This is a genomic window from Amycolatopsis mongoliensis (genome assembly GCF_030285665.1).
GTDB lineage: Bacteria > Actinomycetota > Actinomycetes > Mycobacteriales > Pseudonocardiaceae > Amycolatopsis > Amycolatopsis mongoliensis.
This window is the reverse complement of sequence record NZ_CP127295.1, coordinates 1909161-1929324: the sequence shown is the minus strand read 5'-3', so window position 1 is coordinate 1929324 and position 20164 is coordinate 1909161. Positions and strand designations below refer to the sequence as shown.

Annotated in this window: 21 protein-coding genes and 1 pseudogene; 9 read left to right on the top strand and 13 right to left on the bottom strand. The window is 72.4% G+C overall.

Annotated features, from left to right (window positions below; genetic code table 11):
* Position 1: 1 nt before the first annotated feature.
* The 3 genes from QRX60_RS09235 to QRX60_RS09225 all read right to left on the bottom strand — a co-directional run bounded on the left by QRX60_RS09235 (position 2) and on the right by QRX60_RS09225 (position 2739).
* Entirely contained in the window at positions 2–394 is a 393-nt protein-coding gene (locus QRX60_RS09235; protein WP_286000355.1) for a FixH family protein, read from the bottom strand.
* Positions 391–1758 carry a hypothetical protein gene (locus tag QRX60_RS09230; protein WP_286003538.1) on the bottom strand — a complete coding sequence of 456 codons (1368 nt, stop codon included), beginning with the start codon at positions 1756–1758 and terminating at the stop codon, positions 391–393. The genes QRX60_RS09235 and QRX60_RS09230 overlap by 4 nt, the downstream gene beginning before the upstream one ends.
* Positions 1759–1884: 126 nt before the next feature.
* Positions 1885–2739 carry an alpha/beta fold hydrolase gene (locus tag QRX60_RS09225; protein ID WP_286000354.1) on the bottom strand — a complete coding sequence of 285 codons (855 nt, stop codon included), beginning with the start codon at positions 2737–2739 and terminating at the stop codon, positions 1885–1887.
* Positions 2740–2792: 53 nt separating this feature from the next.
* On the opposite strand from QRX60_RS09225, the gene QRX60_RS09220 reads away from it, so the two are divergent.
* Positions 2793–3335 (top strand): CGNR zinc finger domain-containing protein, encoded by a 543-nt coding sequence (locus QRX60_RS09220; protein WP_286000353.1) that lies wholly within the window; start codon positions 2793–2795, stop codon positions 3333–3335.
* A gap of 28 nt (positions 3336–3363) precedes the next feature.
* Here the strand turns inward: QRX60_RS09220 and QRX60_RS09215 are convergent, their stop codons facing one another.
* The 3 genes from QRX60_RS09215 to QRX60_RS09205 are packed head-to-tail and all read right to left on the bottom strand — an operon-like array spanning position 3364 to position 6130.
* Positions 3364–4212 (bottom strand): oxygenase MpaB family protein, encoded by an 849-nt coding sequence (locus tag QRX60_RS09215; RefSeq protein WP_286000352.1) that lies wholly within the window; start codon positions 4210–4212, stop codon positions 3364–3366.
* The gene (locus tag QRX60_RS09210; RefSeq protein ID WP_286000351.1) at positions 4212–4787 is read right to left on the bottom strand and encodes a TetR/AcrR family transcriptional regulator; all 576 of its coding nucleotides are present in this window, start codon (positions 4785–4787) and stop codon (positions 4212–4214) included. Before QRX60_RS09210 ends, QRX60_RS09215 begins: the two co-directional genes overlap by 1 nt.
* Positions 4754–6130: an amidase gene (locus tag QRX60_RS09205; RefSeq protein WP_286000350.1), complete on the bottom strand. Its 1377-nt coding sequence runs from the start codon at positions 6128–6130 to the stop codon at positions 4754–4756. Before QRX60_RS09205 ends, QRX60_RS09210 begins: the two co-directional genes overlap by 34 nt.
* Positions 6131–6321: 191 nt before the next feature.
* On the opposite strand from QRX60_RS09205, the gene QRX60_RS09200 reads away from it, so the two are divergent.
* Positions 6322–7350 carry a D-cysteine desulfhydrase family protein gene (locus tag QRX60_RS09200; RefSeq protein ID WP_286000349.1) on the top strand — a complete coding sequence of 343 codons (1029 nt, stop codon included), beginning with the start codon at positions 6322–6324 and terminating at the stop codon, positions 7348–7350.
* Between the two features lie 84 nt (positions 7351–7434).
* Here the strand turns inward: QRX60_RS09200 and QRX60_RS09195 are convergent.
* Both QRX60_RS09195 and QRX60_RS09190 read right to left on the bottom strand, forming a co-directional pair.
* A pseudogene (locus QRX60_RS09195) lies at positions 7435–7995 on the bottom strand (DUF998 domain-containing protein); the annotation flags it as partial.
* A 34-nt stretch (positions 7996–8029) separates the two neighbouring features.
* Positions 8030–8815 carry a protein phosphatase 2C domain-containing protein gene (locus QRX60_RS09190; protein WP_286000348.1) on the bottom strand — a complete coding sequence of 262 codons (786 nt, stop codon included), beginning with the start codon at positions 8813–8815 and terminating at the stop codon, positions 8030–8032.
* A 92-nt stretch (positions 8816–8907) separates the two neighbouring features.
* On the opposite strand from QRX60_RS09190, the gene QRX60_RS09185 reads away from it, so the two are divergent.
* Both QRX60_RS09185 and QRX60_RS09180 read left to right on the top strand, forming a co-directional pair.
* On the top strand, positions 8908–9117 hold the full coding sequence (locus QRX60_RS09185; protein ID WP_086675674.1) for a sigma factor-like helix-turn-helix DNA-binding protein: 210 nt from the start codon (positions 8908–8910) through the stop codon (positions 9115–9117).
* Complete coding sequence (locus tag QRX60_RS09180) at positions 9117–9644, top strand: Clp protease N-terminal domain-containing protein (protein ID WP_286000347.1); 528 nt, start codon at positions 9117–9119, stop codon at positions 9642–9644. Before QRX60_RS09185 ends, QRX60_RS09180 begins: the two co-directional genes overlap by 1 nt.
* Before the next feature lie 87 nt (positions 9645–9731).
* Here the strand turns inward: QRX60_RS09180 and yczE are convergent, their stop codons facing one another.
* On the bottom strand, positions 9732–10373 hold the full coding sequence (gene yczE / locus QRX60_RS09175) for a membrane protein YczE (RefSeq protein WP_286000346.1): 642 nt from the start codon (positions 10371–10373) through the stop codon (positions 9732–9734).
* Between the two features lie 61 nt (positions 10374–10434).
* On the opposite strand from yczE, the gene yczR reads away from it, so the two are divergent.
* Complete coding sequence (yczR, locus tag QRX60_RS09170) at positions 10435–11883, top strand: MocR-like transcription factor YczR (RefSeq protein ID WP_286000345.1); 1449 nt, start codon at positions 10435–10437, stop codon at positions 11881–11883.
* A gap of 501 nt (positions 11884–12384) precedes the next feature.
* Here yczR and QRX60_RS09165 read toward each other — a convergent pair.
* Both QRX60_RS09165 and QRX60_RS09160 read right to left on the bottom strand, forming a co-directional pair.
* Complete coding sequence (locus tag QRX60_RS09165; protein WP_286000344.1) at positions 12385–13557, bottom strand: hypothetical protein; 1173 nt, start codon at positions 13555–13557, stop codon at positions 12385–12387.
* A gap of 730 nt (positions 13558–14287) precedes the next feature.
* A complete protein-coding gene (locus QRX60_RS09160) occupies positions 14288–15454 on the bottom strand; it encodes a pyridoxal phosphate-dependent aminotransferase (RefSeq protein ID WP_286000343.1) in 1167 nt (388 codons plus the stop codon).
* Between the two features lie 29 nt (positions 15455–15483).
* Between QRX60_RS09160 and QRX60_RS09155 the strand changes: the two genes are divergently transcribed.
* Positions 15484–16782 (top strand): DUF445 domain-containing protein, encoded by a 1299-nt coding sequence (locus tag QRX60_RS09155; protein WP_286000342.1) that lies wholly within the window; start codon positions 15484–15486, stop codon positions 16780–16782.
* Positions 16783–17000: 218 nt separating this feature from the next.
* Here QRX60_RS09155 and QRX60_RS09150 read toward each other — a convergent pair whose 3' ends face one another.
* Complete coding sequence (locus QRX60_RS09150) at positions 17001–17471, bottom strand: CGNR zinc finger domain-containing protein (RefSeq protein WP_286000341.1); 471 nt, start codon at positions 17469–17471, stop codon at positions 17001–17003.
* A gap of 90 nt (positions 17472–17561) precedes the next feature.
* Between QRX60_RS09150 and QRX60_RS09145 the strand changes: the two genes are divergently transcribed.
* The 3 genes from QRX60_RS09145 to QRX60_RS09135 are packed head-to-tail and all read left to right on the top strand — an operon-like array spanning position 17562 to position 18916.
* Positions 17562–17930, top strand: coding sequence for a VOC family protein (locus QRX60_RS09145; protein ID WP_286000340.1), 369 nt, complete (start codon positions 17562–17564; stop codon positions 17928–17930).
* Positions 17931–17958: 28 nt separating this feature from the next.
* Positions 17959–18300: a TFIIB-type zinc ribbon-containing protein gene (locus tag QRX60_RS09140; protein ID WP_286003537.1), complete on the top strand. Its 342-nt coding sequence runs from the start codon at positions 17959–17961 to the stop codon at positions 18298–18300.
* Position 18301: 1 nt separating this feature from the next.
* Positions 18302–18916, top strand: a complete 615-nt coding sequence (locus QRX60_RS09135) for an AAA family ATPase (protein ID WP_286000339.1) — start codon at positions 18302–18304, stop codon at positions 18914–18916.
* Between the two features lie 26 nt (positions 18917–18942).
* Here QRX60_RS09135 and QRX60_RS09130 read toward each other — a convergent pair whose 3' ends face one another.
* Positions 18943–20115: a methyltransferase domain-containing protein gene (locus tag QRX60_RS09130; protein WP_286000338.1), complete on the bottom strand. Its 1173-nt coding sequence runs from the start codon at positions 20113–20115 to the stop codon at positions 18943–18945.
* Between the last annotated feature and the right edge of the window lie 49 nt (positions 20116–20164).

Sequence of the window (20164 nt, the reverse complement as noted above, 5' to 3'; positions counted from 1 at the left end):
TCTACTTGACGAGCAACGGAAAAACGACTTGGGCGGGCCCGCCGGGGCCGCGCACGGACACGGTGATCTCCCACTGCCCGGCCATCGGCAGCCCGACGTCCGCGGCGCGGAAGCGGCCGGGGCCGTCCGGCGCGGCGGGCACCGGCGCGAACGCGTGCCCCATCTGCGCCATGACCGGCTCGATCGTGACGGCCTCGGGCGCGGGCCCGGTCACGCCCAGCGCGAACGTGTTGCCGCCGATGCGCGGCTCGTCCGCCGAGAACTGCACGGTGTACGGCCCGGAAACCGCTTGCTGCGTGGAGGCTTTCGCGCTGCCGGCGGGCCAGAGCAGCCAGGCGGCCCCGGCCACGACGACCAGCGCGACCACGATGACCAGCAACGTCGGGCGTTTCATCGGGCGGCTCCGGTCGTCGGGACGTCCACCACGGCCGGGATCGTGAGCACGCGGTAGCCGCGTTCGGCCTGCAGCCAGATCCGGTACCGGCCGGGCGCGGCGAAGGTGTAGGTGAAGCTGACATCCGGCCCGTACGCGGCGACGGTCTCGTCGGGGCGGTCGAGCTGGCCGGCGACCGGCGGGATCATCGCGTGCACGTGCGCCCACGTCGGTGCCTTCGCGGCGTCGGTCCCCGGCTGCCCGGTGATCGGCCCGGCGATGATCAGGTGGCCGAGCATCCCCAGCCACGGCTGGAGATCCTGGGTCTTGAAGTGCGCGGTGATCGTGGTCGGCGTGCCGGGGGTGACGGTGAGGTCGACCGGCGTGCCGTCGACCGTCCGCGGTCCGGCGCCCGGCGGTTCGGGTGCGGGTGCGGCAGTGCCCGTCAAGTCCACAGTGGACCGGACGAGCTGGACCCCGCCACCGCGCCGGACGAGCTCCGCGGCGGCGGTGTAGGTGCCCGCTTCCGGATCGGCCACGCCGACGCGGTAGGTGCCGGGCCCGACGCGCACCGGGTGCAGGTGGCTCATCCGTCCGGACGGCGAAACCAGCACCAGGTGCACGAGCGCGTTGTCGTGGATCAGCAGGTCGTCGACCGGACGGCCGGTGGCGCCGTCGGAGAGGCTCAGCGTCAGCTCGCCGCGCTCGGCCGTGACGGCCAGGTTCACCGGTGGCCGCGAATAGTCCACTGTGGACAACTGGGCGTTGGCGTAGGGATCGGTGACGTTGTCGAACGTCGGGTCGAGCTGGCTGCCGGGCGCGGGGGGCGGGGGAGTGCTCGCCGACAGCAGGGCGCCGGTGACCGCGACGGCGAGCGCCGCGACCACGCCACCGGCCGGGATCAGCGCGAACGCGGTGCGCCTCGCCCGCATCCCCACCACGAGCGCGAGCAGCAGGAACACGCCCGCGGCGACGAACCCGCCGTAGGTCGCCTTCTCCCACGGCGGGACCACCCGCGCGGGCACGGTGAACGGGATCGTCGCGGTGGTCGCGCTGCCGTCGTTCAGCGACAGTTCCCACGGCCCCGGCTTGTCGACTTGGAGATTTCCCGGGTACACGCCCGGTTCGGCGCCGAACGTGACGTCGCCGCGTGAGGTCACGACACCATCGGCCGCGACGGCCAGGTGCAGCGTGCCGGGCGCGGTGCCCTGGTGGGTGACGACGTCGACCCGCAGCGGCGACGGCGTGACGTCGACCCGGCGGATGATCACGGTCAGCTCGCGTGCGCCGAGTGTCTGCGCGACCTGGATGTCGGTGCCGGACGGTGCGCCGTCGGCGTGCGCGGTTCCGCCGCCCGCCGCGATCCCCAGCGCGGCCAGCAGCATCAGCACTACAGCTCTTGGTTTGGTCCCCATCGTGGGTTCGAACCTAGCCACGGACGCGGGTGGCGGGCGTCACGGCGGGGAGGGAACTCCGGTCCCCAGTGCGGGGGACCGGAGCCCCCGGGGTTCTCAGGGGTTCAGGAACTTCCGCAGGTGGGAGACGACTTCGTCCGGCTGTTCCTCGGGCAGGAAGTGTCCGCATTCGGCCAGTGCTGCGCCCGTGACGTCGTTCGCGTACTCCTGCCAGATCTCGAGCGTCGGCAGGGTGCCGAGCAGGCCGTTCGCGCCCCAGAGGGCGAGAAGTGGCTGGGTGACGCGCTTTCCGGCGGCGAAGTCGGCGTCGTCGAGTTCGGCGTCGTCCGGGAAGGACGCGCGGTAGTCGTCGAAACCGGCCCGCAGCGCGCCGGGCTGCGAGAAGGCGCGGACGTACTCGGCGACGGCGTCCGCGTCGAGGCCGTGGCGCTGGTGGGTCCAGCGCTCGTAGAAGTAGCCGAGGTAGCCGGCGATGTTCTGCCCGGCGAGCAGTTCCGGCAGGTCGGGCTGGAGGTGGAAGAGCCAGTGCCAGTAGGCCTTCGCGACGCCGGTGTCGAGGCGCTGCCACATGGCGCGGGTCGGCGCGATGTCGAGGACGGCGAGGCGGTCCACCTGGTCCGGGCGGTCTAGGGCCCAGCGGTGGGCGACGCGGCCGCCGCGGTCGTGCCCGGCGACGGCGGTGCGCTCGAAGCCGAGGTGCTCGGCGAGGGCGGCGACGTCGGCGGCCATCGTGCGCTTGTCGTAGCCGGTCCGGGGCTTGTCCGTGCGGCCGTACCCGCGCAGGTCGGGGGCGATGACGGTGTGCGTGGCGGCGAGGGGCTCGAGGATCTTGTGCCAGCAGTGCGACGTCTGCGGCCAGCCGTGCAGGAGGAACAGCGGCGGGCCGTCGCCGGCGCGGAGGTAGTGCATCCGGAGCCCGTTGACCGTGGCCGTGCTTTCTAACCTGTTCATACGGTTAGAAGGTAGCCGCACTTCTAACTGTTCGCAACGGTTAGAATGTGGTCATGGAATGGGTCTTCGACGGCGGACGGCCGTGCCTCGACCTGGTCAACACCCTGCGCAGCCGGCACGACGGCGGCGTCGAGCTGCTGACCGGGCCCGACGCGCTGGCGGAGTGGCTCGCGCTCGCCGGGTTCACGACGGGTCCGGTGCCGGTGACGGCGGGGAACGTGCTGGCGGCGAAAGCGTTGCGGGAGGCGATCGACCGGGTGCTGCGAGCGCCCGAAGAGATGGACGCCGACCTGGTGAACAACGCGGCGGCCTCGGCGCCCGCACCGCCGCCGCGGCTGGTCCTGGCCGGGGGACGCCTGCGTCGCGAGGTGCCGGCCCCGAAGGACCCGGTGGCGTCGGCGTTCGCGACTCTGGCGGCGGACGCGATCGACCTGGCGACCAGCGACGCCGAAGTCCGCGTGTGCGCGGCGGACGACTGCGGGCTGCGGTTCTGCGACGCTTCGCCGCGGCGGAACCGGCAGTGGTGCTCGATGGCCCGGTGCGGGAACCGCGCCAAGGCCCGGGCCCACTACGCGCGGGTCAGCGGTCGTGAGTGAGAAACAGGGTTAGAACACTGTTTCTCACTCACGACGTCTTGCTGCCCACCAGGCGCTGGTAGACCTTCGGGTGCGCGCGGAGCCAGACGTTGAGCTTGCCGATCCACCGCATGTGCGCGGTCCGCAGCCCGGCCGGGACCGGCGTCGCGAGAACCCGCACCACCGCGGCGAACCGGATGAACCGCCGCTGGTCGCGAAGAGTCCACTGTAGACCGAGGCGGGTGCGGAGCCCGGGCGGCAAAGTCGCCCGGAGCAGGAACATCTGGATCCGGGCGTGCCACCGCCACCAGGAGTCGGGCAGCCACCGCACCGGCTTCGGCACCGTCCGGATCGTCTCGAAGAGCTGGTCGATCGTCGGATTCCCGGCGAACCCGGCCACCATCGAGTCGTAGTAGCGCTCGAAACTCGCCCAGTCCGGCGGCAGGTCGCGCTCGCGCACACCGAGCAACCGCCCGACGTCGCACATCTGCGCGTAGTACTCGTCGAGTTCCCCACCGGACAGTGGGCGTCCGAAAAACCGTTGCGCGTCAACGGGAACCTTCACCAGCGTCGCGTGCACCCAGGCATACGCCGCCGGGTCCAAAGCGCTGTACCGCTGTCCGTCCAGGAAGCCGGTGAACGACCGGTGCAGGGAGCGCAGCCGCGCCGCCTCCACCCGCGCACCCGCGACACCGCCGTAGACGTAGATCGACAGCGACGCGCCCGTCCGCATCAACCGCGTCCAGGGATCCGACGTGTAGTCCGAATGGTCCCGCACCCCCGCCGCGACGACCGGGTGCGCCACCTGCAGCACCAGCACCTGCCCCGCCAGCAGCGCGTCGCGGAAGTCACCGAAGTACTTCCACGCCGCCGTGCCGCGGACGATCGCCCGCGCCATCAAGCCCCGCGGAGCAGCATCATCAGCGGCTCGGCCACCGGTGTTCCGGTGTCGCCGGTCGCCAGCCGCCGCAGCTGCAGCCCGGCGATCAGCGCGACGACCGGCCCGGCCAGCCGCCGCGGCTCCGGCACGCCCAGCGCTTCGAGGATCGTCACGGCCAGTTCGTCGTACGCCGCGAAGCAGCGCGAAGAAGCTTCGCGCAGCTCGGGATCCCGGGCGGACTGGAGGTACAGCTCGTGCGCGCCGAGCTCGTCGGCGCCGAAGGGCAGCTGCGCGATCACGTGCTCGACGACCGACGCGGCCTGCTCGACGCTCAGGCCCTCCGAGCGGTAGCCGTCGACGATCGCGCGGAGCTTCGCCGTCTCGTCCTCGACGAACATCAGCATCGCTTCGCGCAGCAACGCCGTCTGGCTCGGGAAGTGGTAGGTGAGCGTGCCGAGCGAAACGCCGGCGGCGGCCACGATCCGGCGGTTCGTCAGCCCGCCGACACCGTGCTCGCCGACGACCGTCAACGCGCCGCGCAGGATGGCGTCCCGGGTGCTTACCAGCTTGTCTCGGGATGCCGCTCCGGCCACCGTTCGACCTCTTCCAGTTGCGCGGCGAGCGAAACCAGCCGCTCCTCGGCGTGCGAGGGGCCGAGCAGCTGCGCGCCCAGCGGCAGCCCGCCGTCCGTCAGCCCGGCCGGGACGTTGACCCCCGGCCAGCCCAGCACGTTCCACGGCCAAGCGTACGGGCAGGCGGCGATCATGGCCTGGTCGGTCTCCCAGCCGGACAGCCCGTCGAACGTGCCGATCGGCGGCGGCGGGGTCGCGGTGGTCGGGGTCAGCAGGACGTCGACGCGGCCGAAGACCGAGCCGATCCGCCGGTGCAGTCCCGGCTCGAGCGCGCGGGCGAGCCGCAGCGCGGGCCCGGCCAGCAGGCGGCCGTGACCGGCGTTGCTGCGCGTGCGCGGATCGAGCCCGGCGCGGTCGGGCACCCGCAGCGTCCAGTCGCGGACGCCGGTGAGCGAGCGCGGCAGGAACGTCAGGCCGATCAGCCCGTAGTCCGGCTCGACCTCGACGATCTCGTGGCCCAGCCCGGCGAGCGAGTCGGCGAGTCGCCGGACGCTGGCTTCGACGACCGGGTCGAGCCGGGTCTTGGTCGCGGTGAACGGGATCTTGGTCGACAGCCCGATCCGCAGCCGGCCGGGTTCGCGCGTCGCGGCGGTCCGGAACGCGGTGCCGGTGGCGGCGGTGACGTCCAGCAGCAGCGCGGCGTCCTCGACGGTCCGGGCGAGCGGCCCGAGCACGGTCAGGCCGTGGAAGAGCTCGCCGTCGGTCGGGATCCGGCCGCGCTGGGTCTTGATGCCGACCAGCCCGGTCCACGCGGCCGGGATGCGCACCGAGCCGGCGCCGTCGGAACCGAGCGCGGCCGCGATGACCCCCGACGCCACCGCGGCCGCGCTCCCGCCCGAAGAACCCCCGGGGGTGTGACCGGCGTGCCACGGATTGCGTGTCACGCCGAAGGCCGGGCCCTCGGTGAACGGCCATTGGCCCAGCTCGGGGGTGTTGGTCTTGCCGATGATGACAGCACCGGCCTCGCGCAGCAGCGCGACGGCGGGCGCGTCGGTGGTGGCCACCGGGAACTCACCGGCGCAGCCGAAGGACGTGGGAAGGCCGGTGAGGTCGACGTCGTCCTTGATGGCGACGGGGACGCCGAGCAGGGGTTTGCGGTCCCCGGCCTCGAGCCGCTGGTCCGCTTCGGCTGCTTCGGCGAGAGCCGCGTCGTCGCGCAGGTGCCGGAAGGCGTTGAGCGTGGGCTGACTCGCGAGCGCGCGCCCGAGCGCCGTCGCGGTGAGCTCGGCGGAGGTGACCTCGCCGGCGGCGAGCTGCGCGGCCTGCGCGGTGAGACCGGTGAAGTCCAGGCTCATGGCTGTCATGGCGGCCCCCGAAGGTTCTCGTTCGTTCGAACGAACGTTACCGGATACCGATGGTTTCCGGCTACTCCCGAACGCCCCAATGTGGCGTTGGTTGCGTCTGACGCACCGAACGCCACATTGGGTGCGTCAGACGCACCGAACGCCACATTGGGGCGCTCTACAGTGGGCGGACGACCGAGCCTGGAGGGCCGATGACGTTCGACTTCGCCGGATTCCCCGACGCCGCACTCGCCGCGATCCCCCGCGTCGACCTGGGCGGCTGGCCCACGCCGCTGCAGGAAGCGCCCCGGCTCGGCGAAGCCCTCGGTCTGCGGAACCTCTGGCTGAAGCGCGACGACGTCCACCCGCTCGGCGCCGGCGGCAACAAGCTCCGCAAGCTCGAATACCACCTCGGCGCCGCGAAGGAAGCCGGCGCGGACACCGTGATCACGTTCGGCGCGCTCCAGACCAACCACGGCCGCCAGACCGCCGCCGCCTGCGCGAAGCTCGGGCTGCGCTGCGAACTCGTCCTCACCGCGAAGGTCCCGCGCGACGGCGAAGCGTACGAACGCGGCGGCAACATCCCGCTCGACAAGCTCTTCGGCGCGACCGTCCACGTCTGCGCCGACGGCGAGGAGACCGGCCGCACCTACGACCGGCTCGTCGCCGAAGCCACCGCCGAGGGCCGGAAGGTCGCCACGATCCCGGTCGGCGGCTCCAACGACCTGGGCGCCCTCGGTTACGTCCGTGCCACCTGCGAACTCGCGAAGCAGCTCGAAGAACGCGGCGTCGAACGCGCCCACCTCGTCGTCCCGCACGCCAGCGGTGGCACCGCGGCCGGCGTGGTGCTGGGCACCGCGCTCCTCGGGAACCTCGGCGTCGGCATCGCCTGCGTCAGCCACCCGCTCGACGAGGCCACCGAGAACCTCCGCGACCTCGTCGACGGCGCGGCGAAGCTGCTCGGCGTCGAGCCGCCGTCGCTCGCGCACACGAAGATGAGCGACTCGACCCTCGGTCCCGGCTACGGCATCCCGACCGACGCGGTCTGGCACGCGCTACGGCTTTTCGGCCGCACCGAGGGAGTTGTGCTCGATCCGGTTTACACCGGCAAGGTGGCCGCCGCGCTGGTCGAATGGGCCGGTCACTTCGCCCCCGACGACCACGTGGTGTTCCTGCACACCGGCGGGATGCCCGGCCTGTACGGCTACGCGCCCGAATTCGCGGCGGCCGTCGAAGGCTGACTCCAGCCGGGTCGCGACCCGCAGCAGCGTGCCGAGCAGGACGACGTCGGCGAGCAGCAGCAGCCGCTGCATGACGCCGATCGGGAACGCGTCCGAGAGCTCCGGGAACGGCCCGATTTCCGCCTCGCTCAACCGCACCAGCACGAAGCTGACCGCGAACAGCCCGAACGCGCCCGCGCTCAGCCGGATCGCCCGCACGACGGCGGCCCGTTCGGGCCGTCCCCGCAACGGTTCCAGCAGCGAGATCGCCGCGCCGGGCAGACTCAGGAACGCGACCAGGCACGCGTAGAGGTGGATCTCGCCGCTGACCGGGTCCGGCGCCGCCGGGTAGCTCGCCGGGAATACCGCCGCCGCGGCCAGCCCGAGCGACCAGAGTGCGAGCAGCAGCCGGGTCGTCCGCGACAGCGGCACGCCGGCGGCGTGCAGCGCGCCGAGCACGGCCAGCGAGCCGATGGCCAGCGACAACACGCTCGCGGCGAGCATGCCTTCGCCCCGGTCGGTCACGGTGTAGCTCGACAGCGTGTCGTACACCGGGTTGTGCGAACTGATGATGTGCAGCACCACGGCCGTGAACAGCCCCCAGCCGATCGCGCCCAGCGCCACGAGCCGCCACGGTCTCGTGCGCTTCCCCTGTTCCGTCCCCATGCCTCCAGGTTCTCGGAGAACGGGACGGCCGTGATCAGGGAAGACCCTGAATTCCCCCGGATGCGAAGTCGATCAGCACGAGCGCCTGGTCGTCGTGGCGTTTCGGACGCGGCCAGCGCTCGCCGTCCGGGTCCTGCTTCTCCGCGGTCCGGACGGCGTCCAGCACGGCGTCCGGACCGTCGGTGCGGGTGATCGCCAGGACCTCGAGCCAGTCGAACAGCTCGTACTGGTCGACACCGATGGAGACGCCGTCGCTGGCGAGCAGGACGGCGTCGACGTCGGCCCGCGGCCAGCTGCGGCGGACGGCGTGCGCGGCCGCGCCCGGGTCGGCTTCGGCGACCCAGAAGCCGTCGTGGGCGTTGCGCCGGCGCCGGACGTCCGCGCCGGTCTGGAGCATCCCCCGCCGCCGCAGCCGGGCTAGGCGGTCGTCGGAGACGACGTCGACGCCGAAGCCGCCGAACCCGACCACCGGGCTGTCGGCCAGCACCAGCGCGTCGACGCGGTCCTCGAGCCAGCGCACGGCGGCGACCGTGCTCGACGGCGACTGCTGCGGCCGCAGCTCGTTCTCGGTCGTCACGGCGGCGATCGCGCCGGTCAGGACGTCCGTCAGGGCGGCGGCGGGCGCCGCGCGGAGGTCGTCGGCGAGGTGCCGGGCCAGCCGTTCGGCGTACCAGCCGCCCGGCGGTTGCGAGGGGTCCGACGACGTGGCGCCGTCGAGGACGAACACGGCGTTGTCCAGCACGACGACGTGGTCCTCGGTCGGACGTGGGTGGCCGTCGGCGCCCACCCCGGCCCGCTCGGCGATGACGATCTCGGGCATCACCCGACTGTACGTCGCCGGTCGGGGACCTTCGCGCCGAATCCTGTCAACCCAGGTTGACAAGCCGGTCTTGTCAACGTAGGTTGACAGACATGACGGAAGCGACGGACCTGGCCGCCCGGGCCGGCGACCGCGATCCCCGGGTGGGACTGCGAGCGGTCGCCGCGCTCCGGCGGCTGGTGGAACAACTGGAGGCCGTGCAGGTCCGCAGTGCGCGGATCGACGGCTGGTCATGGCAGGAGATCGCCGCCGAGCTGGGGGTCAGCCGGCAGGCCGTGCACAAGAAGTACGGGAGGCACTGATGTTCGAACGGTTCACGGCGGAAGCGCGGATGGCGGTCGTCGAAGCGCAGATCGTGGCGCGGGAGTCCGGTTCGGTGGAGATCGGGCCGGCGCACCTGCTGGCCGGGCTGGTCAAGACCGGCGTTCCCCTGCTCACCGACCTGGGCGTCTCCACCGACGAGATCGCCGCCGAACTGGCGCGCACCCGGCGCCGCGGCGGGGTCAGCGACGCCGACGCCGAGGCACTCACCGAGTTCGGCATCGACGTCGAGCAGATCGTCGAACGCGTCGAGCAGACCCACGGCGAGGGCGCGCTCGCCGGCCGGCTCGGGCCGGCCAAGCGCGGGCACATCCCGTTCACCGCCCAGTCGAAGAAGACCCTGGAGCTGAGCCTCAAGGAAGCCGTCCGGCTGGGGGACAAGCACCTCGGGCAGGAGCACATCCTGCTGGCACTGGCCCAGCAGCGGGACACCGACGACGTGCTCGCCCGGCGCGGCGCCGACTACCCGACGCTGCGCCGGGCCGTGCAGCAGCGCAAAGCCGGCTAGCGCCGCGCGTCCGAGGTTCGGGTCGTGGCGGCTGGTCCGATGACAGGAATGAGTCATTCATGTCGCCGGACGAGGTGAATGAGTCATTCACGGCATCGCGGCCTCGGCGGCACGGTCGCGCCAGGTGGTCAGCGGCAGCAGTGCCTGGGTGAGCGGGCCGATGGCCAGGGCGTAGAGCACGGTGCCGATCCCGACGGTCCCGCCGAGCAGGAAGCCGATGCCGACCACGGTGACCTCGATGCCGGTGCGCACCAGCCGGACCGACCAGCCGGTGCGCCCCGCGAGCCCGGTCATCAGGCCGTCGCGGGGGCCCGGGCCGAGCCGGGCGCCGACGTAGGTGGCGGTCGCGACGCCGTTGAGCGCCACCCCGCCGGCCAGCAACGCGATCTGCCAGCCGAGCTCGTGCTGGTCGGGCAGCACCGCGCGGACGAGGTCGACCACCACCGAGATGACGACGACGTTCGCGATGGTGCCGATCCCGGGCCGCTGGCGCAGCGGGATCCACAGGAGCAGCACGGCCACCGAGATCAGCCCAGTCACCGTGCCGAAGGTCAGGCCGGTGTGCTTCATGACGCCCTCGGCCAGCACGCTCCACGGCTCCAGGCCGAGGCCGGCCCGGGTCACGAAGGCGACGCTGGTGCCGTAGAGGGCGAGGCCGGCCACGAGCTGGACGCTGCGGCGGACGGGGTCACGGGAGATCCGGACGGGCCGGAGATCGATTTGAGCCACGCCCCCACTATCAAGGGCAAGTGGTCTTGTAAACCATAGCCACTTTCGGGATATTGGCCTGATGGAATCCGTCATCCCGGTAGGTGGACGCATCTCCGGTCCCCGATTGGCCGTCATGCTGGGCTCGTGGCGGCAAGGCGGGTCTCGGCAGGGGGCGGCCGACCTGGCCGCGGCCATCGAACTGCAGGTGCTGGACGGCCAGCTCCCGCTCGGCACCCGGCTGCCCGCCGAGCGCGAGCTGGCCGACGCGCTCGGCGCCAGCCGGACGCTGATCGGCGGGGCCCTGGACCGGCTGCGGGAAAGCGGGTTCGTCGCGAGCCGCCGCGGCGCGGGGTCGTGGATCGCCGCACCCGGACGTCGTCGTCGCGGGCCGCTCGCCCCGGCGGGGGACGGCTCGATCGACTTCACCCACGCGTCCTCGCCGGCCATCCCGGGCACGGCCGCCGCGGTCGACGCGGCTCGCGGCCGGCTCGCCGACCACCTGGGGGACCACGGCTACCAGGAACGCGGCCTGCTCGGCCTGCGGGAGAAGATCGCGCGGCGCTACACCGAACGCGGGCTGCCGACGACGCCCGCGCAGGTGATGGTCACCAACGGCGCGCACCACGCGTTCGTGCTGGTCCTGCGCATGCTCGCGGGTCCCGGCGACCGCGTCCTCGTGGAGCAGCCGACGTACCCGAACGCACTGGAGGCGATCCGCGCCGCGCACGCGATCCCGGTGCCGGTGGCGCTCGACCCGACCGGGCCGCGCGGCTGGGACATCGCGGGCGTCGACGCGGCGCTGCGCCAGGCGAACCCGCGGTTCGCCTACCTCGTCGTCGACTTCCAGAACCCGACCGGCCTCCGCCTGGACGCCGAAGGCCGCACCCGGCTCGGCGCCGTGCTGGCCCGCTCCCGGACACCGGCCGTCGTCGACGAGACGCTCGTCGAGCTGGATCTGGAAGGCGACCCGCTCGACGGGCCGCCGCCGCTGGCCGCGTTCGCCGGCGACCTGGCGATCTGCGTGGGATCGGCGTCGAAGACGCACTGGGGCGGCCTGCGGCTCGGCTGGATCCGCGCGTCGGAGGACCTGCTCGGCCGGCTCGTTTCGGCGCGGTACGCGGTCGACCTGGGCTCACCGGTGTTCGAGCAGATCGTGCTGACCGAGCTGCTGGCCGACGAAGCCGCGCTGGCCCGCCGTCGCGAGGAGCTGCGCGGCTACCGCGACGCGCTGGCCGGCGCGGTGCACCGGTACCTGCCGGACTGGACGTTCACGCTGCCGAAGGGCGGGCTGTCGCTGTGGTGCCGCATGCCGGAGCCGGTGAGCTCGCGGCTGGCGGTGGCGGCGGCGAGCCACGGCGTCCAGGTGGCGCCCGGCTCCCGCTTCGGCGTCCACGGCGGACTCGAGCGGTGGATCCGGCTGCCGTTCTCCCTGCCGCCGGACAAGATCGAGGAAGCGGTCCGGCGGCTGAGCGCCGCGGCGGCGTCGGTCAGCGGCACCCCGGCTTCCCTGGACGCCCCGATCGCCTGAAAAAACGAACCGGTGCGCTGGATGCGAGCCTGCTCCCAGGGATGGGCGGCGTTCATGTGCATCCAGCGCACCGGTTCGGTGTTCCACACCCCCGTTCGCGGACGTGACCCCGCTCGCGGGTAACCGCTGGCTTCCCGGCACAGCCCCTCGACGTGCCGGGAAGCCCGCGGTTCAGGCGCGCTCTCGGTACTGCGGGTTTCCGCTCGGCGCGGTGAGCGAAAACTCCCGGAGCGCGCCCGGTGTGGGTCCCGGCGCCGCGGGGGCAGCGCGGCGCCGGGACCGGGATCCGACCCGGCCGGGCGCGGTCGGCCGGTCGGAAAGACTGTGGTTTCGCATGGCTTTCAGCCCCTGGAGTACGTCGGACGCGGGTGAGCGTCAGGAGACGTGAAAGAGTCACGGATCGCGTACTGGAGCAGGGGAAGTGCCACGCCTGCACGGCGTGCGAGTGCGTCTAGTTGATCTTGTTTTGGACGCAGTTCTCCCCGGCTGCCCGGTTCGGGGTCAGTCGGGGGAAGTGGTGGGCAGGGCGGCTTCCCTGCCCGCGCCGTCGACGTCGTGGTCGCGGCTGGCGCCGATGAGCTTCAGCTGGGTGGTGGTGACGTCGTCGGTGTGGACGGCGAACTGGTTGCGGGCGCCGCCGGGGCCGTCGTGGCCGGGGGCCGCGGTCGGGGCCGGCGCGCTCGGGGCGCTCGTGCCACCGGGCAGGCCCGGGGTGCTGTCGCCGCCGCCGCCCGTGGCGTGGACGCCGGAGTCCCGCGGCTGCTCCTGCTTGGCGGCCAGGGTGTTCTGCTGCTCGATGAGGTGCCCGACCGCGACCCGGGAGGTCTGCGGGACGGTCGCCGCGGGAGCCGCGGCGGGCGCGGTTTCGGCGACGGCGGGGGTCGTCGGCTGCGTGACGGAGCCGACCACGAGGCCGGGCACGGTGACCGTGACGCCGCCCGAGTTCGAGCCGCCGTTGAGGATCGGGCTCAGGATGTCGTCGAGGGGGAGCAGGGCGGGCGCCTCGGGGTGGCCCGCGGGCGGCTGGGTGAGCGGCGCGAGGATCGTGTGGGACAGCGTGTCCGTGACGGCGCCGACGGTGCTCAGCGTTCCGTTGACGGTGGTCGTGACCGTGTTCAGCGTGCCGCCGACCACGTTGAGGACGCCGCCGACGAGCCCGCCGAGCAGGCCGCCGGACGACGTTGCCTTCGTCGTGGCCGCCGGTTCCGCTGCCGGCTCTTCGGCGGTCTGAGTGTCCTTCGTGGACTCCGTCGCGCTCTGCTTCGCGACGGTCTTGGTCTCAGTCTGGGTCTCGGTGTCCGGTGTCTCGGTGTCGCCGGCCGGGGACTCGTCGGCTGTGCTGCCTTCGCCCGGCTGCGCGCAGGGGGCGACGGCTTCGCGGTGGCTCTTGTGGTGCTTGCCGTGCGCGAAGAGCTTCGCCGAATGGTCCACAGTGGAGACGGCGGGGGCGTCCGGGCAGCTCGCCGTTTCGGCGGCCGACGCGGTGTTGCCGGACAGGGCGGCGGTGAGCAGCCACCCGGCGACGGTCAGGCCTCCGGCGACGAGGATCTTGGCGGCGGGCCGCTGCAGCGCGGCCGCCCATGGCCGCGGAGTGCCCGCGCGCGCAGGGGATTCACCCGCTGTGAGCGCAGGTTGAGCGGGAGCGCTGCGGCGCGCGTTCGCCGTGCTGCTCACCGCCACCACCACCGTCCGCGCCTGAATCTCTAGCGATGCACGCTCGAGATTCGTTCTTGCTGGGTCTTTCTCCGGCCAGGTCGCAGTTCCCCCGGGGCTGCACTCTTTCTAGCACCGCTCGGGAGTCTTTCATCTCTCCCGCGTTCGATCCAGCCCGTAAGGCGGAACGGCCCTACCGGGCAAGGTATCTGCGGCCGACAAGTTGATCACTCTCAGTGCCGTTCGGGGGTTCCGGTGCGGCCATTCGGACGAGTACTGCAACTTGCACATTCGCGCGTTGACCTGATGTTTCCGGCAGCCCGACCGCGATCCGTGCCCGAACGGTGGCAGCCAGTGAATTCGTCCCGGTTTCGGCCAGTCGATCGAAAGAAGTCCGGGATGGGGGACGGCGACCGGGCCGAACCGGCTCTGACGAGCCCGCTGATCTTGGTCCGGTGCGGCTCGAACGGCCCGTAACCCGGCTGCGGTCCGTGAGCGCGGCGCGGGCCCGGCCCCACCGCGCACCGCGGATTCTCGCCAGGCGGACGCGCGCGCCGCGAGGCCTTCCGCGGCCGCCGGACCCGCTGCGGGGACCCCTCCGATGTCCTCGCGGAGCGTGACCGCCCGCTACGGCAACCGGTCGACCTCCTCCCAGCCGGTGCCGCAGCGCCGCCGGCCGCGCGCCGCGCGGTCCGTCGGCTTTTGCCGCCGATTCGGCCGCCGGAGAATTTCCGCCCGCCGGCCGCGGTCGTCAGACCAGTTTGCGCAATCGGGTGACGCCCTCGTCGATGACGTCATTGCGCTTGCAGAACGCGAAACGCAGGAGGTGTTTCCACTCGTCCGGGTGATCGGTGAACACCTTCACGGGGACCGCGGCGACACCGACCCGTCCGGGCAGCTCCCACGCGAGGTCGGCGGCGTCGGTGAAGCCCAGCGGCCGCACGTCGACGCAGACGAAGTACGTGCCCGCCGTCGGCCGCACCGCGAACCCGGCGTCGGCGAGGCCCGCCGAAAGCCGGTCACGCTTCTCCTGCAGGCTTTCCCGCAGGCCTTCGACCCAGGTCAGCTCGTGGTCGAGCGCGTACGCGACGGCCGGTTGCAGCGGCCCGCCGGAGACGAAGGTGATGAACTGCTTCGCCGCCTTCACCGCCGCGACCAGCTCCGGCGTCGAGCAGACCCAGCCGATCTTCCAGCCGGTGCAGTTGAACGTCTTCCCGGCGCTCGAGATGCTCACCGTCCGCGGGCGCATCCCGGGCAGCGTGACCAGCGGAATGTGCTCCGCGTCGTCGAACACCAGGTGCTCGTAGACCTCGTCGCAGATCGCGATGAGGTCGTGCTCGACGCACAGCGCGGCGAGCGCCTCCAGCTCGGCACGGGTGAAGACCGTGCCGGTCGGGTTGTGCGGCGAGTTCACCAGGACGGCCCGCGTCCGCGGCGTGACGGCGGCTCGCAGCCCCTCGACGTCGAGGCCGAACCGCCCGTCCGGGCCTTCGACCAGCCCGACGACCCGCCGCTGCGCGCCCGCCATCGCGACCGCGGCGGCGTAGGAGTCGTAGTACGGCTCGATGACGATGACCTCGTCGCCGGCCTCGGTCAGCGCGATGAGCGTCGCCGTGATGGCCTCGGTCGCGCCCGCGGTGACCAGGATCTCCGTGTCCGGGTCGTACTCGGTGCCGTAGCGCAGCCGGTGCCGCGCGATCGCCGCGCGCAGCTCGGGGCGCCCGGGCCCCGGCGGGTACTGGTTCGCGCCGCCGAACAGGGCGTTCTTGGCCGCGTCGAGCATGCCGGCCGGGCCGTCGGTGTCCGGGAAGCCCTGGCCGAGGTTGACGGCGTCGTGCCGGACGGCCAGCGCGGTCATCTCGGCGAAGATGGTCGAGGTGAACGGCCGGAGGCGGGGGACGAGAGCAGGTTCGCGCACGATCAGCCATCCTCACGGACAATGGTGATGTGGAGCAACTGACCCCCGCCAAGGTGACGCCCGCCGACCCGCCGGGCGGCGCAGCCGGTGAAGAGGAAAAGCGGCGCGCGTTGCGCAAGATGAAGCTGGTCGCGCTGTCGTTCCTGATCGGTGCCACCGTCGTGTTCCTGCTGACCAGCTGGGCGCAGTCGAGCGGCTGGCCCGGGTGGGTCGGCTACGTGCGCGCCGCGGCCGAGGCCGGCATGGTGGGTGCGCTGGCCGACTGGTTCGCCGTCACGGCGCTGTTCCGCCACCCGCTCGGGCTGAAGATCCCGCACACGGCGATCATCCCGAACAAGAAGGACGCGCTGGGCAACAGCCTCGGCGACTTCGTCGGGTCGAACTTCCTCTCCGAGGAGGTCGTGCGCGACAAGCTGAAGCGCGTCGAGATCGCTCGCCGCCTGGGTGCGTGGCTGGCCCAGGAGGACAACGCCGAGCGCGTCACGTCCGAGCTGGCCACCGTCGTCCGCGCCGCGGTGAAGGTGCTCCGCGACGAGGACGTCCAGGCGATCATGGAGCAGGCCGTCGCGCGGCGGATCATCGACAAGCCGTGGGGCCCGCCGCTGGGCAAGATCCTGCAGGGCGTGTTCGCCGACGGCGCGCACCACAAGCTGGTCGACCTGATGTGCGACCGCGCGTACGAGTGGGTCCGCGACAACCACACGACGATGCTGCGCGTGGTGTCCGACCGGGCGCCGAGCTGGTCGCCGAAGTTCGTCGACGAGATGCTCGCGGACAAGGTCTACGGCGAGGTGCTGTCGTTCGCGTGGGCGGTGAAGACCGACGTCAACCACCCGATGCGGCTGGCGCTGGACAAGTTCCTCGGCGAGTTCGCGCAGGACCTGCAGACCGACCCCGACGTGATGGCCCGCGCCGAGCAGGTGAAGGGCCAGATCGTGCACCACGAGGAGGTCCAGCGGCTGATCGGCTCGGCGTGGAGCACGGCGAAGGAGATGCTGCTGACCGCGGCGGAGGACCCGTCGAGCGAGCTGCGCCGGCGCGTCCGCCTGGGCCTCGTGTCGCTGGGCTCACGCCTGGTGCACGACGACCAGCTGCGCGCCAAGGCCGATGGCTGGGTCGAAGGTGCCGCGGCGTACCTGGTGAAGAACTACTCGGGCGAGATCACGACGATCATCACGGACACGGTCGAGCGCTGGGACGCCGAGGAGACGTCGCGCAAGATCGAGCTCCAGGTGGGCCGCGACCTGCAGTTCATCCGCATCAACGGCACCGTCGTGGGTGCGCTCGCCGGGCTCGTCATCTACGTGGTGGCGGAGCTGCTGTTCTGACGGCCGAGTCCTATACCACACCTGGGGGAGCTTCAAACGAGTTGTCCACAGGAACCTGAGTTATCCCCGGGGTTATCCACAGCTTTTCACGGTGATGGCCTAATCCCTGTCCACAACGTGTGGGGGTGACCCGGCCGGGGCCGTGGATATGTGGTGCTCGGTGCGCGAGCTGTCCACAGCCTTTCGAGGGTCCGCCGCTCGGATGAGAGCGGATGCCGTCAGCCCGCCGCGGTCTCGGCGGCGCGCGCCCTCCAGCCCCGCGCCTTCTCGCGGTTTCCGCACACCCGCATCGAGCACCAGGTGCGCGACCGGTTCCGGGACTCGTCGTAGAACGCCCACAGGCACGTGTCGGCCGGGCAGATCTTCAGCCGGATCCAGTCGCCGCGCACGACGAGCCGCGCGCAGGCCGCGAAGACCGCGCCCACGACGTCGTCCGCGACGAGCGCCGGGCCGTCGTCGGTGAGGGAGATCCGGGTGCCGACGTCGAGGCTCCCGCCGGGCAGCCGCGGGTCGCCGATCGCGGCGCGCAGGGCGTCCCGCGCCGCGCGGGCCTCGGCGGCCGGATTGGCCGTCAACGCGCGCCCGGCCGCCCACTCCCGCCACTGCCCGGGATCTTCGAGCAGGTCAGTGCCCTCTTCGACGTTGACCGTGTTGAGGAACTCCACGACGAGGGAGGCGTCGGTGTGCACCGGGCCAGTGTACGGCGGCCGGTGGTTGCCCCCGCGTGCGCTAACCCACATAATGCTTTAGACGGTTACTCGTGATCGAAGGGAGCGACGATGAGTGCGGTGCCGACGCTGGGTGTGGTGGCGCTCGACTGCCCCGACCCGGTGGCGCTGGCCGGGTTCTACCGGGCGGTGCTGGAGTGGGACGCGCCCGAAGTCGCCGAAGACGGCCACTGGGTCACCCTGGCCAACCCCGCGGGCGGTGCCGGGATCGCGTTCCAGCGGGTGCCCGACTACCGGCCGCCGGCCTGGCCGTCCGCGGAGAACCCGCAGCAGCTGCACCTGGACCTGAACGTCACGGACCTGGAAGCGGCGCACGAGCGCGTGCTCGGCCTGGGCGCGAAACTGCTGGACGACGCGCCGGAGACGTTCCGCGTCTACGCCGATCCGGTGGGCCACCCGTTCTGCCTCTGCGCCTGCTGACCGATTTTTGCGTAGTCTCGCATGTGTGATTTGTCCGAAGTGTCAGAACCAGATGCGGACCGTGGACAAGAACGGCGTCCACATCGAGCAGTGCGAAGGCTGCCGCGGGATCTTCCTGGACCGCGGTGAGCTCGAAGCGATCGCCGGTGCGGAGAGTTCGTTCTACGGCCACCAGCCACCGCCCTACCAGGGCGGTCACGGCCGTCCCGACTCGCCGCGCCCCTACCGCGGCGGCTATCCGGATTCGCCCAAGGCCTACCGCGGCGGGTACGCGGACTCGCCGCGGCCGCACCGCGGGTACTCGGATTCGCCGAGGCCGTACGGGCACGGCCACCGCAAGCGCGGCTTCCTCGAGAACCTCTTCGACTGAGGTGGGTCTCGACCTGCGGATCTGCCCGGCGTGCGGCGACCGGGCGGACCGCCCGGTCGTCAGCGGGGCGTCGCTTTCGTGTCGCCGGTGCGGACATCGATGGCCGTTCCGGCGGCTGCCGCTGTTCGCGCTGACCGGCCCGAGCGGCGCCGGCAAGTCGACGCTCGGCCCCCTGCTGGCAGACCGGTTCGCCGGCGAGGTCGTGGTCCTGGAGCAGGACGTCCTCTGGACGGGCGCCCTGCGCGACGACGTCGCGGCGTTCCGCGCGGTGTGGCTCCGGATGGCGGCGATGCTGCACCAGAACGGCCGCCCGGTCGTGCTGTGCGGAACGGTGGCGCCCCCGGAGTTCGAACCGCTGCCGGAGCGCGCGTTCTTCAGCGAGATCCACTACCTGGCGCTGGTCGGCACGCCGGAGTCGCTCACCCGGCGGTTGCGGGCGCGCCCGGCGTGGCGCGAGTGGGACGAGCCGCGGATCGCGGAGATGCTGGAGTTCAACGACTGGCTCCGGAAGTCGGCGGAGGAGCTGGGCGTGGACCTCGTCGACACGACGGAGGCCTCCGCGGAGGCGACGGCCGACCACGTCGAGAAGTGGATCCGCACCCGCCTGCCGACGTGAGCGTCACTTTCCCTAGGAAAGATGCGTCAGGTGAGGGGCCAGGTCCGGCCGTCGGGGGTGTCCAGCCAGAACTCCTGGCGGTCGCCGGTCACCGTCACGCCGAAACGGTCGCGTTCCGGCTTGCCCAGCTCGCACCAGTCGACGTAGGCCGCCTCGGCGAGCTCCCACAGCGCTCGCGGGCCGCCCTGGGCCACCTCGTCCGCGCCGGCGCGCTTGCGGTGGCGGACCCACGAGCCGTCCGGGTGGACGAGCGCGACCCCGCTCTCGCCCGGCCCGCCCGCCGTGTGCGGGTCCGTGCCGTCGTGGTCGCGCACCGGCCGCACGCCCGGCATCGCCAGCCCGGCGAAGAACTCGAACTGCTTGCGCGGCTGGAGCAGCGTGGACAGCGGCAGCCGCGTCTGCTCCCAGTCGTCGCGTGACGGCATCGGCAGCGGGTCGGCCTGCGCCAGCCGGTGCGCGCGAAGCGGCATGAAGCGGCCGTCGCGCGCGAGGACGTGGCCCTGCCCGGTGCCGTCTTCGCCGGCGACGAGCCGGACCAGCCCGGCGCCGATCGGCCGGTTCAGCGTCGTCACGACCAGCCCGCCCGGCACGGTCTGCGCCAGCCACGCGACCGGGATCGAGGAAACCGAAGCGGTGCACAGCACGCGGTCGAACATCGTCCCGGCCGGGAAGCCGAGCTCGCCGTCGCCCACCGCGCACGCCGGCCGGTAGCCCGCCTCGGCCAGCCGTTCGCGGGCCTCGCCGACGATCACCGGGTCGATGTCCACTGTGGACACCAGGCCGGCGCCGCAGCGGTGGCTCAGCAGCGCGGCGTTGTAGCCGGTGCCGGTGCCGATCTCGAGCACGCGCTGCTCGTCCCGCACCCGCAGCTCCTCGAGCATGATCGCCATGATCGACGGCATGCTCGACGAGCTCGTCGGCGTCCCCGCCACCGGCCCGGTGCGCCGGGCGAGCTCCCAGCGGTCCGGGTCGTCGTCCAGCTGCGTGACCAGCACGTCGCGCGAGTAGACGGTCTCCAGCCAGCCCGGGTCGTCCCGGTCGACCGCCGCCCACAGCCCGCCCGCCGGCATGAAGAACCGCGGCAGGAAGACGTGGCGCGGAACCGCGCGGAAGGCGGCGATCCATTCCGGGGCGTGCAGGACGTCCTCGTCGAGCAGGTGCTCGACGAGGCGCCGCCGCAGCCGGGCCGAGCGCGTCATGCGACCACGTTAGCGGTGACCACCACCACACCCGATAGTTGCAAGCAGA

Coding starts and splice junctions, on each gene's coding strand:
- QRX60_RS09235 (WP_286000355.1), bottom strand. CDS start 394: ATGAAACGCCCGACGTTGCTGGTCATCGTGGTCGCGCTGGTCGTCGTG.
- QRX60_RS09230 (WP_286003538.1), bottom strand. CDS start 1,758: ATGCTGCTGGCCGCGCTGGGGATCGCGGCGGGCGGCGGAACCGCGCAC.
- QRX60_RS09225 (WP_286000354.1), bottom strand. CDS start 2,739: ATGAACAGGTTAGAAAGCACGGCCACGGTCAACGGGCTCCGGATGCAC.
- QRX60_RS09220 (WP_286000353.1), top strand. CDS start 2,793: ATGGAATGGGTCTTCGACGGCGGACGGCCGTGCCTCGACCTGGTCAAC.
- QRX60_RS09215 (WP_286000352.1), bottom strand. CDS start 4,212: ATGGCGCGGGCGATCGTCCGCGGCACGGCGGCGTGGAAGTACTTCGGT.
- QRX60_RS09205 (WP_286000350.1), bottom strand. CDS start 6,130: ATGACAGCCATGAGCCTGGACTTCACCGGTCTCACCGCGCAGGCCGCG.
- QRX60_RS09200 (WP_286000349.1), top strand. CDS start 6,322: ATGACGTTCGACTTCGCCGGATTCCCCGACGCCGCACTCGCCGCGATC.
- QRX60_RS09190 (WP_286000348.1), bottom strand. CDS start 8,815: ATGCCCGAGATCGTCATCGCCGAGCGGGCCGGGGTGGGCGCCGACGGC.
- QRX60_RS09185 (WP_086675674.1), top strand. CDS start 8,908: ATGACGGAAGCGACGGACCTGGCCGCCCGGGCCGGCGACCGCGATCCC.
- QRX60_RS09180 (WP_286000347.1), top strand. CDS start 9,117: ATGTTCGAACGGTTCACGGCGGAAGCGCGGATGGCGGTCGTCGAAGCG.
- yczR (WP_286000345.1), top strand. CDS start 10,435: ATGGAATCCGTCATCCCGGTAGGTGGACGCATCTCCGGTCCCCGATTG.
- QRX60_RS09145 (WP_286000340.1), top strand. CDS start 17,562: ATGAGTGCGGTGCCGACGCTGGGTGTGGTGGCGCTCGACTGCCCCGAC.
- QRX60_RS09130 (WP_286000338.1), bottom strand. CDS start 20,115: ATGACGCGCTCGGCCCGGCTGCGGCGGCGCCTCGTCGAGCACCTGCTC.